This is a genomic window from Burkholderia dolosa (assembly GCF_902499135.1).
Taxonomy (GTDB): Bacteria; Pseudomonadota; Gammaproteobacteria; order Burkholderiales; family Burkholderiaceae; genus Burkholderia; species Burkholderia dolosa.
In genome coordinates, this window is the sequence record NZ_CABVPR010000003.1 from 94410 (window position 1) to 111068 (window position 16659).

General features: G+C 67.9%; 16 protein-coding genes. 14 read left to right on the top strand and 2 right to left on the bottom strand.

Translation table 11 applies throughout. The annotated features are described in order from the left end of the window. Positions 1-18: 18 nt before the first annotated feature. A complete protein-coding gene (locus BUB20358_RS02510; protein WP_035973698.1) occupies positions 19-990 on the bottom strand; it encodes a helix-turn-helix domain-containing protein in 972 nt (323 codons plus the stop codon). A gap of 728 nt (positions 991-1718) precedes the next feature. Between BUB20358_RS02510 and BUB20358_RS02515 the strand changes: the two genes are divergently transcribed. The 3 genes from BUB20358_RS02515 to BUB20358_RS02525 all read left to right on the top strand — a co-directional run bounded on the left by BUB20358_RS02515 (position 1719) and on the right by BUB20358_RS02525 (position 4485). Continuing rightward, positions 1719-2963, top strand: a complete 1245-nt coding sequence (locus BUB20358_RS02515; RefSeq protein WP_035973703.1) for a DUF1479 domain-containing protein — start codon at positions 1719-1721, stop codon at positions 2961-2963. 202 nt (positions 2964-3165) lie between these two features. Beyond that, positions 3166-3924, top strand: coding sequence for a dimethylarginine dimethylaminohydrolase family protein (locus tag BUB20358_RS02520; protein ID WP_035975131.1), 759 nt, complete (start codon positions 3166-3168; stop codon positions 3922-3924). Positions 3925-4020: 96 nt separating this feature from the next. Beyond that, on the top strand, positions 4021-4485 hold the full coding sequence (locus tag BUB20358_RS02525; protein ID WP_035973705.1) for an Lrp/AsnC family transcriptional regulator: 465 nt from the start codon (positions 4021-4023) through the stop codon (positions 4483-4485). 141 nt (positions 4486-4626) lie between these two features. On the opposite strand, the gene BUB20358_RS02530 is transcribed toward BUB20358_RS02525, so the two are convergent. Continuing rightward, the gene (locus BUB20358_RS02530) at positions 4627-5352 is read right to left on the bottom strand and encodes a glutathione S-transferase (protein WP_035973707.1); all 726 of its coding nucleotides are present in this window, start codon (positions 5350-5352) and stop codon (positions 4627-4629) included. A 322-nt stretch (positions 5353-5674) separates the two neighbouring features. Here BUB20358_RS02530 and leuC point away from each other — a divergent pair, with 322 nt between their 5' ends. The 11 genes from leuC (at position 5675) to BUB20358_RS02585 (ending at position 16631) form a co-directional block, all read left to right on the top strand. Then, on the top strand, positions 5675-7084 hold the full coding sequence (gene leuC / locus BUB20358_RS02535) for a 3-isopropylmalate dehydratase large subunit (RefSeq protein WP_035973709.1): 1410 nt from the start codon (positions 5675-5677) through the stop codon (positions 7082-7084). A 2-nt stretch (positions 7085-7086) separates the two neighbouring features. After that, positions 7087-7233 carry an entericidin A/B family lipoprotein gene (locus BUB20358_RS02540; RefSeq protein ID WP_035973711.1) on the top strand — a complete coding sequence of 49 codons (147 nt, stop codon included), beginning with the start codon at positions 7087-7089 and terminating at the stop codon, positions 7231-7233. A gap of 68 nt (positions 7234-7301) precedes the next feature. After that, complete coding sequence (gene leuD / locus BUB20358_RS02545) at positions 7302-7952, top strand: 3-isopropylmalate dehydratase small subunit (RefSeq protein ID WP_006765543.1); 651 nt, start codon at positions 7302-7304, stop codon at positions 7950-7952. 75 nt (positions 7953-8027) lie between these two features. Further along, a complete protein-coding gene (leuB, locus tag BUB20358_RS02550; RefSeq protein ID WP_006765544.1) occupies positions 8028-9095 on the top strand; it encodes a 3-isopropylmalate dehydrogenase in 1068 nt (355 codons plus the stop codon). A gap of 108 nt (positions 9096-9203) precedes the next feature. Continuing rightward, on the top strand, positions 9204-9323 hold the full coding sequence (locus BUB20358_RS02555; protein ID WP_006756675.1) for a hypothetical protein: 120 nt from the start codon (positions 9204-9206) through the stop codon (positions 9321-9323). A gap of 81 nt (positions 9324-9404) precedes the next feature. After that, entirely contained in the window at positions 9405-10526 is a 1122-nt protein-coding gene (asd, locus tag BUB20358_RS02560) for an aspartate-semialdehyde dehydrogenase (RefSeq protein WP_035973714.1), read from the top strand. A gap of 401 nt (positions 10527-10927) precedes the next feature. After that, a complete protein-coding gene (locus BUB20358_RS02565) occupies positions 10928-13015 on the top strand; it encodes a motility hub landmark protein FimV (RefSeq protein WP_035973716.1) in 2088 nt (695 codons plus the stop codon). After that, positions 13015-13827: a tRNA pseudouridine(38-40) synthase TruA gene (gene truA, locus BUB20358_RS02570; protein WP_035973717.1), complete on the top strand. Its 813-nt coding sequence runs from the start codon at positions 13015-13017 to the stop codon at positions 13825-13827. Before BUB20358_RS02565 ends, truA begins: the two co-directional genes overlap by 1 nt. Continuing rightward, positions 13824-14525: a phosphoribosylanthranilate isomerase gene (locus BUB20358_RS02575; protein ID WP_035973719.1), complete on the top strand. Its 702-nt coding sequence runs from the start codon at positions 13824-13826 to the stop codon at positions 14523-14525. Before truA ends, BUB20358_RS02575 begins: the two co-directional genes overlap by 4 nt. 53 nt (positions 14526-14578) lie before the next feature. Further along, positions 14579-15772 carry a tryptophan synthase subunit beta gene (trpB, locus tag BUB20358_RS02580; RefSeq protein ID WP_035973721.1) on the top strand — a complete coding sequence of 398 codons (1194 nt, stop codon included), beginning with the start codon at positions 14579-14581 and terminating at the stop codon, positions 15770-15772. A 7-nt stretch (positions 15773-15779) separates the two neighbouring features. Continuing rightward, a complete protein-coding gene (locus tag BUB20358_RS02585) occupies positions 15780-16631 on the top strand; it encodes a DNA-methyltransferase (protein ID WP_035973724.1) in 852 nt (283 codons plus the stop codon). Positions 16632-16659: the final 28 nt, after the last annotated feature.

Genomic DNA, 16659 nt, shown 5'->3' on the forward strand with positions numbered 1-16659 from the left:
TATCCCGCCGGGGTGTTTTCATTTGCGCGATCGCCCGGCGCGATGCTCGAGCGACGGCGGCCGCGTGTCGAGCGCCGGCGCCGGTGCGTCCGGTGCGCGGCCGTGCTGTACGAAGAACTGCCGGTACGCGCCCGGCGTCATCCCGCGCGCGGCGAGAAACTGGCGGTTGAAGTTCGCGGAATTCGGAATCCCGCAGCGCGCGGCCACGGTCGCGATCGGCCAGTCGGTGCCGACCAGATGGCGGCACGCGTGCGCGAGCCTGAGCCGCTGCACGTAGCGGCCGACGCTTTCGCCGAGATGCCGGACGAACAGCCGCTGCAGCGTGCGCTCCGACATGTGCGCGATCGCGGCGAGTGCGCCGATGCGCAGCGGCTCGTGAAAGTGCCGGTCGATCGCGTCGAGCACGCGATCGAGGCGCTCGGCGTCGGGCGCGGTCGCGTCGGCGTGCGATCGCGTTTCGTCGGATCCGAGCGAGCCGTATGCATGCGCGGTCGCGAGCGGTACGCCGCCGGCTTCGGCGAGATCGGCGAGCGTGTCGAGCGCGGCGGCGAGGCGTACGCGCGGCGCCGGATCGAGCAGTCGCGGCAGCCGCGCGCGCATCGCGCGCGCCGTGTCGGCATCGAAGTGCAGGCCGGACGCCGAGCGTCGCAGCAGCGAGCGCAGCGACGCGTATTCGGGGCAGCAATCGGCAACGCGCCGCGCCCAGTCGCCGTCGAACCAGACGACCACCGCGACTTCGGGCGAGCGACGGTCGATGCGCGCGTTCGACGACCACGTATGCGGCAGGTTCGGCGGCACGAGCACGAGATCTTCGTCCGCATAGCGCGCGACGTGATCGCCGATGAAGCGCCGGCCGCGGCTGTTCAGCGTGAGCGTCAGCTCGTATTCGGGATGGCGATGCCATTCGAACGGGATGCGCGCGAGCTGCCGGTGGTACACGCGGATCGAACAGCCGGGTGCAAACGTCACGTGCTCGTACTGCGGTTTCATCGCAGGCTCCGGAGAAGGGCGGCTCCGTACGCGGCACGATCGTTTTCGATCGTCACGACGGCGCGAAGCCAGGTTTTCATACGATTGCGCGGCGTCGACGACACGGCGCCCGCGTACGACTTCCATGTGCCGCTTTGCGCGAAACCCGGATGGCGGCTCGGGCGTCGCGAAGCGGACGGCGGGCGCGGCTGGAGGCGCGCCGACATTGACCGGCCGCTGTTTTTCTTCGGCAGACCGCTCGACGGCCGCGCGCCTGAACCGGCCAACGGTGTCTCGATCGCGTTCGACGTACCGACGTACCGACGTACCGACGTGCCGACGTGCCGACGTGCCGACGTATCGACGTGCCGACGTATCGACGTGCCGACGTATCGACGTATCGATGTATCGATGTATCGATGTATCGATGTATCGATGTATCGACACACCGACACACCGACACACCGACACACCGACACCCGCGCACGTCGCCAGCCATCCCGGGCTCGCGCTACCGCCCGGCGATACACGCAAACGGCCGCCAAGCCAGCACCCGCACATCACCGCGAATGACTACGGCCCGTATTTCCGCGATCCAGACGGCAACAAGCAGTGCGCGGTCCGCCATCGCCCCACGTGACGCACAGTTGTCAGGATTGTATCGATTGTTGGCCGAATAGCGGTGAAACCGCCACCACAGCGCCCGTACGCTGACAACCGTCACGACACGAATCAACGAGGAGACGACGATGCGCCTGACGATTGACGATCTGCCCGCCGCGATCCGCATGGCGAAAGCGACGCTGCGCGCGAGCCTGCCGGGCTACGCGCATACGTTCCGCGAACTGGAGGGCGACATCGCGCGGCAGGTCGACGCGATCCGCCGCGCGCACGCGCAACGCCGCGACGTGATTCCGGTGCTGCGCTACGCGGATATCGCGAACGCGAGCGTCGATCCGCACGCGATCGCCGCGATCCGCACGCACGGCGCGGTCGTGATTCGCGGCGTGTTCGACACGCACCAGGCGCGCGACTGGAACGACGAGATCGGCGCCTATCTCGACGCGAACCGTTTCGTTGACCGGCTCGATGCGCGCGCCGAAGACCGCTATTTCGGCAATCTCGCGTCGAGCAAGCCGCAGATCTACGGCGTCTACTGGTCGAAGCCGCAGGTCGCCGCGCGGCAATCGCCGGCGCTCACGCACGCGCGCGTGTTCCTGAACCGTCTGTGGCGGCATGCGGACGGCGCGCGCGTGCATTTCGATCCCGACCGCGTGCCGACCTATGCGGACCGCATCCGCCGCCGGCCGCCCGGTTCGACGTCGCTCGGGCTGTCGCCGCACGTCGACGGCGGCTCGGTCGAACGCTGGCTCGGCGCGAATTTCCGGCAGGTCTACCGCCATGTGCTGGCCGGCCGCTGGCGCGACTACGATCCGTTCGATGCGGCGTTCCGTCCGGACGTCGAGGAGATTCCGTCGCCGGCCGTGTGCTCGATGTTCCGCACGTTCCAGGGCTGGACCGCGCTGACGCCGCAGGGTCCTGGCGACGGCACGCTGCAGCTGATTCCGGTCGCGAACGCGATGGCGTACGTCGTGCTGCGCGCGCTGCAGGACGACGTCGCCGACGACGATCTGTGCGGCGCACGCCCCGGCCGCGCGCTGTCGATCCTGCCCGAATGGCATGCGCTGCTGCTCGACGCGCTGGTGCCGATTCCGCACATGGAGCCCGGCGATGCGGTGTTCTGGCACGGCGACGTCGTGCATGCGGTCGAGGACGCGCATCGCGGCAGCGGCGACAGCAACGTGATGTACATCGCCGCCGCGCCCGGCTGTGCGAAGAACGACGCTTATCTGCGACGACAGTGGCCGGCGTTCGTGCGGGGCGAGAGCCCGCCCGATTTCCCGGCCGACCATTTCGAAGTCGAATTCGACGGCCGCGCGGGCGAGCGCGACCTGACCGCGCTCGGGCGTTCGCAGATGGGCGCTGTCGAATGACGGCGCGCGCGCGAACGCGCGTGTTCGCCCGCGAGCGAACGGACCTCTGCCGAATCCGCCGTGCCGCGGCGCCGATTCGACGCAATCGGCTGTGCGTGCCGCAGAAATCGACGCCAACGGCCCGTTTCGGCTTCCGATAATGGTCCGCATGCAACGCCGTCGCGCATATCGCGCACGGCGCCGCGACGACCAGGAGAAGCCGATGCAATTCACTCGAGCGATCGTTCGCCGCCCCGCGCCGTCGTGCGGCGCGGGCCTCACCACCGCGACACTCGGCGCGCCCGACTACCGGAAGACGCTCGCGCAGTTCGACGCATACTGCGACGCGCTGACGGCGCTCGGCGTCGAGGTGACCGAACTGCCGCCGCTGCACGATTTTCCCGATGCGCATTTCGTCGAGGACGTGGCCGTCGTGACGCCGGAGTTCGCGGTGATCACGCGGCCCGGCGCGCCCGCGCGGCGCGGCGAGACGGTACACGTCGAAGCGGCGCTCGCCGCGCATCGCGACCTGCTGCCGATGCGCGCGGGCCGGCTCGACGGCGGCGACGTGATGCTGACCGGCAAGCGTTTCCATGTCGGCCTGTCGACTCGCACCGATGCCGACGGCATTGCCGCGTTCGAATCGCTCGTGTCGCGCTACGGCTATTCGGTGGTCGCCGTGCCGATCGCGGCGGGCCTGCACCTGAAGTCCGCGGTCAACGCGCTGGACGACGACACGCTGCTCGTCGCCGACGCGCTCGCCGCGCATCCGGCGTTCGCCGGCTTCCGGCGCATCGCCGTCGCGCAGGAAGACGAATACGCGGCCAACACGCTGCGCGTGAACGGCGCGCTGATCGCGCCGGCCGGCTATCCGCGCGTGCACGATGCGCTTGCGTCGCTCGGGCTGCCGCTGCACGTGATCGACATCGGCGAATTCCGCAAGATGGACGGCGCTCTCACTTGCCTGTCGCTGCGGTTCTAGCCGATTGGCGCGGGGCCCGGGCGGCCGGATAATGGAGCGCCCGCGCGCTGATTCCCATCATTCGTGCACGAGCCACGACCGACGGAGCGAACGCGGATGACCGACAAGAAGATGCAGCTCGACCGGATCGATCTCCGGATTCTCGACATCCTGCGCACCGACGGACGGATTTCGTACCGGAAGCTGTCCGAGCGCGTGAATCTGACGTCCCGCCCGTGTCAGGCGCGCGTCGAACGGCTCGAAGCGCTCGGGATCATCGCCGGCTATCGCGCGGTGATCAACGCGCCGCGTTCGACCAAGCCGATCGTCGTGATCGCGCAGATCGCGCTGGCCGATCACGGGCGTTCGCAGGCGCCGTTCGAAGACGAGATGCGTACGAATCCGGCCGTGCTCGACTGCTGGCTCGTCAGCGGCACGTTCGATTTTTTCGTGCGGCTCGCGTGCGACGATCTCGACGAGTACCGGCGGATCGCGAATGCGTGCCTCGAGAGCCCGCGATTCCGGATCGAGAAGATCGTGACGACGGCCGAACTGCAGGCGATCAAGCGCAGCGTCGTGTGACGCTGCGGCGCGTGCACGCGGTGCCGAACGGCCGAGCTGCTGCGTCGAGTCGTTGCGCAACGCGCAACGCCCGATTTCGCGCCGAACGACCGCAGCGGCCGAGTCGGCTGCAACCGCTGCGCTCGATTCGCAGCGACGGCGCTACGCGTCCAGTTCCGGATAGTGACGGAAGATCCCCATGTCGTTGAACGGAATCCGCCGTTCGGACGCCAGATAGCGCGCGATGGGCGGATGCTGCGCGACACGGTCGTGCAGGCCGACGAGCGCCGGGATTTTCCGCTCCGCGCGCTTCATCGCGTTCGGGAATGCATAGCGCAGCCCTTCGATCAGCTGGAACATCGACAGGTCCGCGTAGGTGAGTGCGCTGCCCGCGATGAAGCCGCCGTCGTGCGGATTCTGTTCGAGCACGCGTTCGAAATAGCCGAGGAATTTCGGCAGCCGGTTCGCGAGGAAGTCGGCCGAGCGTTCGGCGGCTTCCGCCTTCTGCTCTTCGTAGTACAGCCCGCTGCCGATCGGATGATGCGTATCGTGGATCTCGGTGACGAAGTCCGCGACGGTCAACTGCAGCTGATGCACCCACAGCCGGCCGGCTTCGTCGTCGGGCGCGAGCCCGAGCCGCGCGCCGAGAAACAGCAGGATGTTCGCGGTCTGCCCGACGACGACGTCGCCGGCTTTCAGGAACGGCGGCGCGAACGGCACGCATTCGGCCTTCGTGCTGTCCATCATCCGCATCATCGCGGCCACGCCCATCCCGCGTCCCGATTCGCGTGCGACGTCGACGTAGCCGGCCTCGGCCGCTTCGAGCGCGAGCCGCACGTATTCGCCTCGGCCCTGGATCTCGGGCCAGTAATAGAGTTCGTACCGCATGCCGTTCTCCCGTTCGTTCCCGTTCGCAGACGATGCCGCGGAAAATCGTGATGGCCGGGCGGCAGTGTGCTGCCGCCCGGCGCGAACAGACAGTCTAGGAGATCGTCGGAAAAGCGCCGCACGCCGACTTCGGCGCATGTGTGCGGCGCGCCGATCGTGTGTGCCCCCATTTGCCGGGTAATGCCGATACAGGTATTGGCACTACCAGCCAAGCCACTGTTTTTTATGGGTTTTTTCGTGTCGTGCGTGCGCCGCCGCGCGTTCTGCGTGGCATAATCGACCGCATCCGCAAGGCTTGACGTCACAACGACCCCGCATACCCATGGCACAGACTCTCTACGACAAATTGTGGAATTCCCACGTCGTCCACACCGAGGAAGACGGCACGGCATTGCTGTATATCGACCGTCAATTGCTGCATGAAGTCACGAGCCCGCAGGCGTTCGAAGGGCTGAAGATCGCGCAGCGTCCGGTGTGGCGCATCAGCGCGAACCTCGCCGTGTCCGACCACAACGTGCCGACCACGGATCGCAGCCACGGCATCGCCGATCCGGTGTCGAAGCTGCAGGTCGACACGCTCGACGCGAACTGCGACGCGTTCGGCATCACGCAGTTCAAGATGAACGACATGCGTCAGGGGATCGTGCACATCATCGGGCCGGAGCAGGGGGCGACGCTGCCGGGCATGACGATCGTCTGCGGCGATTCGCATACGTCGACGCACGGCGCGTTCGGCGCGCTCGCGCACGGCATCGGCACGTCGGAAGTCGAGCACGTGCTCGCGACGCAAACGCTGCTGCAGAAAAAGAGCAAGAACATGCTCGTGAAGGTCGAAGGCGCACTGCCGCGCGGCTGTACCGCGAAGGACATCGTGCTCGCGATCATCGGCAAGATCGGCACCGCGGGCGGCACCGGCTATGCGATCGAATTCGGCGGCTCGACGATCCGCGCGCTGACGATGGAAGGCCGGATGACGGTGTGCAACATGGCGATCGAAGCCGGCGCGCGCGCGGGGATGGTCGCCGTCGACGACACCACGATCGACTATCTGAAAGGCCGTCCGTTCGTGCCGACCGGCGCCGAATGGGATCAGGCGGTCGAATACTGGCGGCAGTTCAAGTCGGACGAAGGCGCGCACTTCGACCGCGTCGTCGAGCTGAACGCGGCCGACATCGTCCCGCAGGTCACGTGGGGCACGTCGCCCGAAATGGTCACGTCGATCGACGGCCGCGTGCCCGATCCCGAGCGCGAGAAGGATCCGGTCAAGCGCGACGCGATGGAGCGCGCGCTCGCATACATGGCGCTCGAACCGAACACGCCGATCGAATCGATCAAGGTCGACAAGATCTTCATCGGCTCCTGCACGAACGCGCGGATCGAGGACATCCGCGCGGCCGCGTACGTCGTGAAGAAGCTGAACCGCCGCGTCGCGCCGAACGTGCGGCTCGCGATGGTCGTGCCGGGCTCGGGCCTCGTGAAGGCGCAGGCCGAGCGCGAAGGGCTCGACAAGGTGTTCACCGACGCCGGTTTCGAATGGCGCGAGCCGGGCTGCTCGATGTGCCTCGCGATGAACGCCGACCGGCTCGAGCCGGGCGAGCGCTGCGCGTCGACGTCGAACCGCAACTTCGAAGGCCGGCAGGGCGCGGGCGGCCGCACGCACCTCGTGAGCCCTGCGATGGCGGCGGCCGCGGCGATCGAAGGTCACTTCGTCGACATTCGGAAGCTGGGGTAACCGTGACGGCATCGAAGATCATCGCGCGGCTCGTCGCCGCGCTGGCGCTCGCGGGGCTCGGCTTCGGCGTCGCGGGCTGCAATACCGTCCGAGGCTTCGGCGAGGACGTCAACGCCGCCGGCCACGCGCTTCAGCGCGCCGCGGAGTGACGCCGACCACCGAGAATTTGTCGATGTGCGCCGGCTGAACGCCGGCCCTTCAACCGGATAGACGGATCATGGAAAAATTCATTGTGCATACCGGCGTCGTGGCGCCGCTCGATCGCGAGAACGTCGACACCGACGCGATCATCCCGAAGCAGTTCCTGAAGTCGATCAAGCGCACGGGCTTCGGCCCGAACGCGTTCGACGAGTGGCGTTACCTCGATCACGGCGAGCCCGGTCAGGACAACTCGAAGCGCCCGCTGAATCCCGACTTCGTGCTGAACCAGCCGCGCTACCAGGGCGCATCGGTGCTGCTCACGCGCAAGAACTTCGGCTGCGGCAGCTCGCGCGAGCATGCGCCGTGGGCGCTGCAGCAGTACGGGTTCCGCGCGATCATCGCGCCGAGCTTCGCCGACATCTTCTTCAACAACTGCTACAAGAACGGGCTGCTGCCGATCGTGCTGACCGAACAGCAGGTCGACCAGCTGTTCAACGACACGTATGCGTTCAACGGCTACCAGCTGACGATCGATCTCGACGCGCAGGTCGTGCGTACGCCGGATGGCCGCGCGTATCCGTTCGAGATCGCCGCGTTCCGCAAGTACTGCCTGCTGAACGGCTTCGACGACATCGGCCTCACGCTGCGCCACGCGGACAAGATTCGCCAGTTCGAAGCCGAGCGGCTCGCGAAGCAGCCGTGGCTCAACAACAAGCTGGTCGGCTGAGATCGTCCTTCGGGCGGGCGCGCACGCCGCGCGTTCGCCGCCCGCCTTCACCACTTACCCAGTCAGGAACAACGCATGAAGATTGCAGTGCTGCCCGGCGACGGCATCGGTCCGGAAATCGTCAATGAAGCAGTGAAGGTGCTGAACGCGCTCGACGAGAAGTTCGAGCTCGAGCACGCGCCGGTCGGCGGCGCGGGCTACGAGGCGAGCGGCCATCCGCTGCCCGACGCGACGCTGAAGCTCGCGAAGGAAGCCGACGCGATCCTGTTCGGCGCGGTCGGCGACTGGAAGTACGACTCGCTCGAGCGCGCGCTGCGCCCCGAGCAGGCGATTCTCGGGCTGCGCAAGCATCTCGAGCTGTTCGCGAACTTCCGTCCGGCGATCTGCTATCCGCAGCTAGTCGACGCTTCGCCGCTGAAGCCCGAGCTCGTCGCGGGCCTCGACATCCTGATCGTGCGCGAACTGAACGGCGACATCTATTTCGGCCAGCCGCGCGGCGTGCGCGCAGCGCCGGACGGCCCGTTCGCGGGCGAACGCGAAGGCTTCGACACGATGCGCTATTCGGAGCCGGAAGTGCGCCGCATCGCGCACGTCGCGTTCCAGGCCGCGCAAAAGCGTGCGAAGAAGCTGCTGTCGGTCGACAAGTCGAACGTGCTCGAGACGTCGCAGTTCTGGCGCGACGTGATGATCGACGTGTCGAAGGAATACGCGGACGTCGAGCTGTCGCACATGTACGTCGACAACGCGGCGATGCAGCTCGCGAAGGCGCCGAAGCAGTTCGACGTGATCGTGACGGGCAACATGTTCGGCGACATCCTGTCGGACGAAGCGTCGATGCTGACCGGCTCGATCGGCATGCTGCCGTCGGCATCGCTCGACAAGAACAACAAGGGTCTGTACGAGCCGTCGCACGGTTCGGCTCCGGACATCGCTGGCAAGGGCATCGCGAACCCGCTCGCGACGATCCTGTCGGCCGCGATGCTGCTGCGCTACTCGCTGAATCGCGCGGAGCAGGCCGATCGCATCGAGCGCGCGGTGAAAACGGTGCTCGAACAGGGCTACCGGACCGGCGACATCGCGACGCCGGGCTGCAAGCAGGTCGGCACCGCAGCGATGGGCGACGCGGTCGTCGCGGCGCTGTAACGAAAGTCGCGGTATTGACGTAGAAAGGGCGCGAACCGGCCGCGAAATCGGCCGATTCGCGCGCGGTTGGCCGTTGTGCGGGCAACCGGCTTTGTGTAGACTCGAACGATGGCGCTGATTTCCCTGATCTCCCCGGTCCTGAAACTCCACGGCAACACTGCCCGTGCGGGTGCGCGCGCCATCGTCATCACGAAAACCATTACCACGAAAACGATCATTAAACGCTGATCGTCCGTCGTGCCCGCCTGTTTCCCCGCGCGGTCACGCGGGGGCGGAAATGGCGGGGAAGCTCCATTCAAAGGGTTAGTCATGAACGTAGGTCTCGTAGGTTGGCGCGGCATGGTCGGCAGCGTGCTGATGCAGCGCATGCAGGAAGAGGGCGACTTCGACCTGATCGAACCGGTGTTTTTCAGCACCAGCAACTCGGGCGGCAAGGCACCGTCGTTCGCGAAAAACGAGACTACGCTGAAGGACGCGACCGACGTCGACGCGCTGAAGAAGTGCGACGTGATCATCACGTGCCAGGGCGGCGACTACACGAACGACGTGTTCCCGAAGCTGCGTGCGGCCGGCTGGAACGGCTACTGGATCGACGCGGCATCGTCGCTGCGGATGAAGGACGACGCGGTGATCATCCTCGATCCGGTGAACCTCGACGTGATCAAGGACGCGCTCGTCAACGGCACGAAGAACTTCATCGGCGGCAACTGCACGGTCAGCCTGATGCTGATGGCGCTCGGCGGCCTGTTCCGCGAGAACCTCGTCGACTGGATGACCGCGATGACGTACCAGGCCGCATCGGGCGCGGGTGCGCAGAACATGCGCGAACTGCTGTCGCAGATGGGCACGCTCAACGGCGCGGTGAAGGAGCAGCTTGCCGATCCGGCGTCGGCGATCCTCGACATCGACCGCCGCGTGCTGGCCGCGATGAACAGCGATGCGATGCCGACGAGCCACTTCGGCGTGCCGCTCGCCGGCTCGCTGATCCCGTGGATCGACAAGGATCTCGGCAACGGGATGTCGAAGGAAGAGTGGAAGGGCGGCGCGGAAACCAACAAGATCCTCGGCAAGCCGGCAATGGGCGAGCCGGGTTCGATCCCGGTCGACGGCCTGTGCGTGCGAATCGGCGCGATGCGTTGCCACTCGCAGGCGCTGACGATCAAGCTGAAGAAGGACGTGCCGCTCGACGAGATCAACGGGATCCTCGCGTCGGCGAACGACTGGGTGAAGGTCGTGCCGAACGAGCGTGAAGCGTCGATGCGCGACCTGTCGCCGGCGAAGGTCACTGGCACGCTGACGGTGCCGGTCGGCCGGCTGCGCAAGCTCGCGATGGGCGGCGAGTATCTGTCGGCGTTCACGGTCGGCGACCAACTGCTGTGGGGCGCGGCCGAGCCGCTGCGCCGCATGCTGCGCATCCTGCTCGACAAGTAAGCGCCAAGCCGCGCTGCGCGACACGCCTGCCTGCCCTTCGCGGGGTGGCAGGCGTTGTCTTTTGCGGCGCACGGGCCGGCGTCGGCGGTTTGCTTGCAGGTCCGTTGCCGTGCGCCGGATCGAGCGGTCAGCCGAATCATGCGCGCGTCGTGCCGCGCAAGCGTGCAACGAGCACGCTTCGCGTGTCCGCTGCTTGCCACGATGCGCGGAAATGACGGTCGTATCCGCTCGCGACGAATTCGGCCCGAACGCGATCGCGTGAAGTAAACTACGCGGTTACGACGCGCAGGCCCGCCGAAAGCGTCGCGTTCCGCGCGGCGCTTTTGCATTTCTGCGGCGACTTTATTGACGCTTCCACCCGCGAATCCGAGCCGCGCCCGCGCGCGGCGATAGAGCCAACGATGTCCCGAATTTCCTTTTTTCCGCGTCAGTCCCGTCTGGCGCGCGCCGTGCGCAGCGCGCTCGCGATGCTGGCGCTCGGCGCCGCCGCGTCGGTCTGGGCGGCCGGCGCGACCGAACCGGCGTCGTCCGCTGCGGGCGGCCCCGCGCCGCTCACCGTGACGGTTCAGCCTGGGCAGTCGCTCAACGATATCGCGATCGCCGCCACGCAATCGCGCGATCCCGGCGTGCTCGCCCGTGCGGGGCGCGCGCTGTTCGACGCGAATCCGCAGGCGTTCATGAAGCGCGACCCGAGCCGTCTGAAGGTCGGCGCGACGCTGACGGTGCCGGCGCTCGACGCGAACGGTTCGGCGCTTGCGCCGGCGTCGGCGGGCGTTGCTGCGTCCGGCGGTGCGGCGCTTGCGCAGCATGGCGCATCGGCACCGCGTGCGACGTCGGCTGCGCAATCCGCGCCGGGCGCAGCGGCCGCTGTTGCCGCGTCGAGTGCGTCGGCTGCATCGGCCGCGCGCCCGACGCCGACGAGCGGCGCGAGTTCGTCCACCGCTGCTGTGGCGGCAGCGTCGGCGGCTTCTGCCGCGCACGGCCCGGCACCGCTCGAAAGCACGCAGCCTGCGACGCCGGTCGCCGGCGCGAGCGGCCCGCATGTGTGGAGCGGGACGATCCAGTCCGCGCCGTCGTCCGCGAGCGGGGCCGCCGTTTCACCATCGTCCGGTGCGCCGGTTTCCGGTGCCCGCGAACCGGCCGGTGCGTCGCCCGGCAACGGCGCGTCCCAGCCGCGTCCGTCCAGCCTGCAGCAATTGCTCGCGCTGAAGAACCGCGTGCTGATGGAATTGCAGAAGCACGGCATCGGCAAGCCGGCCGCGCCGAACGGCGCCGCGCCGACGACTGCAACGGCGCCTGCCGCGCCGCGCGCGGCCGCGAACGATGCGGCCCCTGCGTCGACTGCCGTGCAGGCGAGCGATGCGGCGTCCGCCGTGGGCGCGAGCGCGACCCAGCCCGCATCGGCGTCTGCGCGACCGGCTGCGCCGGTGGCGCCGGCGTCCACGAACCGCACGACACAGATCGACTGGCGACCGACCGCGGTAGCCGGCTCCGCGGCGCTGGTGCTCGCGATCTGGTTCGCGCTGCGCAGGCGCCGCAAAGCGGCGGCAGCGGCGGGCTCGCCGGCAGATGCGCCGACCGACGGTCCGGCAGAAGCCGATGCCAATGCCGATGATGCAACCGCCGCACCGCGGCCGATCGGCAGTGAATCGCCGATCCTGCCCGAAACGCCGGTCGCGCGCGACGTGATTTCCAACGTGAGCGTGGCAGCCGCTGCCGAGACGGCGGCAGAAGCGGTGCAGCCGCGCGGCACGGACGACGACGCGCGTTCGGCAGCCGTGCGGAAGGACGAGCCCGTGGAGGCGCCGCTGGATGCTGCGGCGACGCACCCGAGTGAAACGACTGCCGAGACGACGACCGAGCACACGAGTCCCGCGACCGGCATCGTAGGCGACACGCCCGCCGACACGCCCGCAGCACCGACGACCGATGCGCAGCACGCCGCGCTGATGCAAAACGCGATCAGCGCGCTAAACAGTCTCGACATGCCGCTGCCGCCGCGCGCGTCGGAAGACGCATCGTCGACCGATGCGTCGACCTCGGAGGAACATCCGTCGAACGACCCGTCATCGGCAACTAACGGTCAATCCGCGCCGCGCCCGCCTGTTGACGCGGCCGATTCGGCTTCCGAACATCGGGCCGATCACGACGACGAGCTCGAATGGGACCCGGACGCAGCCGCGCCGGCCGCGCGCGCGAGCGCTCCGTCCACCACGTCGTCGCTGCCGCCGCTCGGCGGTGCGCAGTTCGGCGCGCTGAAGCTCGATTTCGATCTCGATCTGCCGTCCGCGCCGGGCGCGGTGCTGCCCGCACTGACGCCGGACGAGCTTGCGCGCATCGCGCGCAACAAGCTCGACCTCGCGGCCGAGTACGTCGAGCTCGGCGACTTGTCCGGCGCGCGCACGCTGCTGCAGGAAGTCGTCGACGCGAATGACGCCGCGACGCGCGACGACGCGCGCGCGATGCTCGCGAAGCTGGCGGACGCGTGATGCGGATCGCGCTCGGCATTCAGTACGACGGCGCGGCCTTCTGCGGCTGGCAGTCGCAGCCGCACGGCAAGACCGTGCAGGACGCACTCGAACGCGCGCTCGCCGAATTCGCGCGCGTGCCGCTGCACACGACGGTCGCGGGCCGCACCGACACCGGCGTACACGGGCTCGGGCAGGTCGTGCATTTCGATACCGACCTCGATCGCGCCGATTTCTCGTGGGTACGCGGCACGAATGCGTTCCTGCCGCCGAGCGTCGCCGTCCAGTGGGCGAAGCCGATGCCCGATACGTTCCACGCGCGTTTCTCCGCGTTCGAGCGCACCTATTACTACGCGCTGTACGTGCATCCGGTGCGTTCGCCGATGCTGGCCGGCCGGGCCGGCTGGGTCCACACGCCGCTGGACGACGACGCGATGCGCGCGGCCGCCGCGCACCTGATCGGCGAGCACGACTTCTCGTCGTTCCGGTCGTCGGAATGCCAGTCGAAGACGCCGGTCAAGCACCTGTACCAGATCGACGTCCGGCGTTCCGGTCACTTCATCCATTTCCGGTTTCGTGCGAACGCGTTCCTGCATCACATGGTGCGCAACCTGATGGGCTGCCTCGTCGCGGTCGGGCGCGGCCGTTATCCGGCCGACTGGGTCGCCGACGTGCTCGCCGGCCGCGACCGCGACCTCGCCGCACCGACGTTCATGGCCGACGGGCTGTATCTCGCGCACGTCGGCTACCCGGCGGAATTCGCCGTCCCGCCCGCGCAGCTCGGCAGTGTGCCGTGGAGCAGCGTCTGGGCCGATCTGGACCCGCAATCATGACGGACCACGCCGTTTCCTCGCCGCCGTCCACCGCCGCCGCGTTGCCGTCGCGAACGCGCATCAAGCTGTGCGGCCTGTCGCGTCCGGAGGACGTGCTGCATGCGGCCGCGCTCGGCGCGGACGCGATCGGCCTCGTGTTCTATCCGAAGAGTCCGCGCGCGGTCACGATCGCGCAGGCGGCCGAGCTCGCGCGGCTCGCGCCGCCGTTCGTGTCGGTGGTCGGGCTGTTCGTGAACGCGACCGAAGCCGACGTCGAAGCCGTCGTGCGCGACGTGCCGCTCACGCTGCTGCAGCTGCACGGCGACGAAACGCCCGAGCAGTGCGACGCGCTGGGCCGCGCCGCGCGGCTGCCGTGGCTGCGTGCGGTACGCGTGGGACCCTCGACGCAGTCGCCCGATTTGGTAGAATCGGCACTTCATTATTCGAAAGCGCGCGGCCTCCTGTTCGACACCCTCGTGCCGGACTACGGCGGCAGCGGCAAGGTCTTCGATTGGTCACTTATTTCCGCAGAGCTCGCGCGTCGGGCCGTTTTGAGTGGTGGCTTGAACGCGCAAAACGTCGGTGATGCGATCCGCCAGCTGCGTCCGTTTGCTGTCGATGTCTCGAGCGGCATCGAAGTCGACGGCGCGAAGGGCGTGAAGGATCACGCCCGGATGGCGGCGTTCGTACGCGCGGTGCGCGAAGCGGACGCCGGGTGATGCAAGCGGCGCGACCCCGAAAGCGGGCGCGCCGACCGATCGAGAGTGACATCATGTACAACCTTCCTGACGATCGCGGCCACTTCGGCCCGTATGGCGGCGTATTCGTCGCCGAGACGCTGATCCACGCGCTGGACGAACTGCGCAGCGCATATGCGAAATATCAGAACGACCCCGATTTCGTCGCCGAATTCCAGCGCGAACTGAAGCACTTCGTCGGCCGTCCGTCGCCGATCTATCACGCGCAGCGCTGGAGCGACACGCTGGGCGGCGCGCAGATCTACCTGAAGCGCGAGGACCTGAACCACACCGGCGCGCACAAGATCAACAACGTGATCGGCCAGGCGCTGCTCGCGAAACGGATGGGCAAGAAGCGCGTGATCGCCGAGACGGGCGCCGGCCAGCACGGCGTCGCGACCGCGACGATCTGCGCGCGCTTCGGAATGGAATGCGTCGTCTACATGGGCGCCGAGGACGTGCGCCGGCAGGCCGCGAACGTCTACCGGATGAAGCTGCTCGGCGCGACCGTCGTGCCGGTCGAATCGGGTTCGCGCACGCTGAAGGACGCGCTGAACGAAGCGATGCGCGACTGGGTCACGAACATCGAAAACACGTTCTACATCATCGGCACGGTCGCAGGCCCGCATCCGTATCCGATGATGGTGCGCGACTTCCAGCGCGTGATCGGCGACGAGTGCAAGGTGCAGATGCCCGAGCTCGCCGGCCGGCAGCCGGACGCGGTGATCGCGTGCGTCGGCGGCGGGTCGAACGCGATGGGCATCTTCTATCCGTACATCGACGACGCATCGGTGCAGCTGATCGGCGTCGAAGCGGCGGGCGACGGCCTCGACTCCGGCCATCACGCCGCGTCGCTGATCGCCGGCAGCCCCGGCGTGCTGCACGGCAACCGCACGTATCTGCTGCAGGACGACAACGGCCAGATCATCGAGACGCATTCGGTGTCGGCCGGCCTCGACTATCCGGGCGTCGGCCCCGAGCACGCATGGCTGAAGGACAGCGGCCGCGCGCAGTACGTCGGGATCACCGACGACGAAGCGCTGAAGGCATTCCACGACTGCTGCCGGATCGAGGGGATCATCCCCGCGCTCGAGTCGAGCCACGCGATCGCGTATGGCGTGAAGCTCGCGCCGACGTTGCCGAAGGACAAGATCCTGCTCGTCAACCTGTCGGGCCGCGGCGACAAGGACATGCACACGGTCGCCGAGCGATCGGGCATCGCGCTCTGACCGCCCGATGCGCGACCTGATCGAAGAGCCGGGCGGTGGCGCCGCGAACGACGCACAGGCGGTTCAGCCCGTCGCCGTCGTGCCGCGTGCGCTGCCGGCCGGCATCGAGCTGCACAACCGCGATTTCCTGACCGAGGCCGCGCGGCTGCCGGACGCATCGATCGACCTGATCGTCGCCGATCCGCCGTACGGTCTCGGCAAGGATTACGGCAACGACTCGGACAAGCGTTCGGGCGACGCGTTTCTCGCGTGGACGCGCGAGTGGCTCGAGCTCGCGATTCCGAAGCTCAAGCCGAGCGGGTCGATGTACGTGTTCTGCACGTGGCAGTACGCGCCGGAAATCTTCAGCTTCCTGAAGACGAAGCTCACGATGATCAACGAGATCATCTGGGACCGGCGCGTGCCGAGCATGGGCGGCACGACGCGCCGTTTCACGTCGGTGCACGACAACATCGGCTTTTTCGCGGTATCGAAGGCGTACTACTTCGATCTCGATCCGGTCCGCATCCCGTACGACGCCGATACGAAGAAGGCCCGCTCGCGCAAGCTGTTCGAAGGCAGCAAGTGGCTCGAGATGGGCTACAACCCGAAGGACGTCTGGTCGGTCTCGCGCCTGCATCGGCAGCACGCGGAGCGCGTCGATCATCCGACCCAGAAGCCGCTGGAGATCATCGAGCGGATGGTGCTCGCGAGCTGCCCGCCGGGCGGCCGCGTGCTCGATCCGTTCATGGGCAGCGGCACGACCGCGGTGGCCTGCGCACGGCAGGGGCGCGACTTCGTCGGCTACGAGATCAACGAAAGTTATTGCGCGATCGCGCACGAGCGCGTGAGCGCGCTCGCCGCGCAGGCGTGCGCGTGAGCCGCGCCGCCGTTTCGCCGATCGAATC

Bases quoted from the DNA above. Each gene is read 5' to 3' on its own strand.
- leuB (WP_006765544.1), top strand. From the start codon at position 8,028: ATGAAGATTGCAGTGCTGCCCGGCGACGGCATCGGTCCGGAAATCGTC.
- BUB20358_RS02585 (WP_035973724.1), top strand. From the start codon at position 15,780: ATGCGCGACCTGATCGAAGAGCCGGGCGGTGGCGCCGCGAACGACGCA.
- BUB20358_RS02525 (WP_035973705.1), top strand. From the start codon at position 4,021: ATGACCGACAAGAAGATGCAGCTCGACCGGATCGATCTCCGGATTCTC.
- leuC (WP_035973709.1), top strand. From the start codon at position 5,675: ATGGCACAGACTCTCTACGACAAATTGTGGAATTCCCACGTCGTCCAC.
- BUB20358_RS02530 (WP_035973707.1), bottom strand. From the start codon at position 5,352: ATGCGGTACGAACTCTATTACTGGCCCGAGATCCAGGGCCGAGGCGAA.
- BUB20358_RS02565 (WP_035973716.1), top strand. From the start codon at position 10,928: ATGTCCCGAATTTCCTTTTTTCCGCGTCAGTCCCGTCTGGCGCGCGCC.
- asd (WP_035973714.1), top strand. From the start codon at position 9,405: ATGAACGTAGGTCTCGTAGGTTGGCGCGGCATGGTCGGCAGCGTGCTG.
- truA (WP_035973717.1), top strand. From the start codon at position 13,015: ATGCGGATCGCGCTCGGCATTCAGTACGACGGCGCGGCCTTCTGCGGC.
- BUB20358_RS02520 (WP_035975131.1), top strand. From the start codon at position 3,166: ATGCAATTCACTCGAGCGATCGTTCGCCGCCCCGCGCCGTCGTGCGGC.
- BUB20358_RS02555 (WP_006756675.1), top strand. From the start codon at position 9,204: ATGGCGCTGATTTCCCTGATCTCCCCGGTCCTGAAACTCCACGGCAAC.
- BUB20358_RS02575 (WP_035973719.1), top strand. From the start codon at position 13,824: ATGACGGACCACGCCGTTTCCTCGCCGCCGTCCACCGCCGCCGCGTTG.
- BUB20358_RS02510 (WP_035973698.1), bottom strand. From the start codon at position 990: ATGAAACCGCAGTACGAGCACGTGACGTTTGCACCCGGCTGTTCGATC.
- BUB20358_RS02515 (WP_035973703.1), top strand. From the start codon at position 1,719: ATGCGCCTGACGATTGACGATCTGCCCGCCGCGATCCGCATGGCGAAA.
- trpB (WP_035973721.1), top strand. From the start codon at position 14,579: ATGTACAACCTTCCTGACGATCGCGGCCACTTCGGCCCGTATGGCGGC.
- leuD (WP_006765543.1), top strand. From the start codon at position 7,302: ATGGAAAAATTCATTGTGCATACCGGCGTCGTGGCGCCGCTCGATCGC.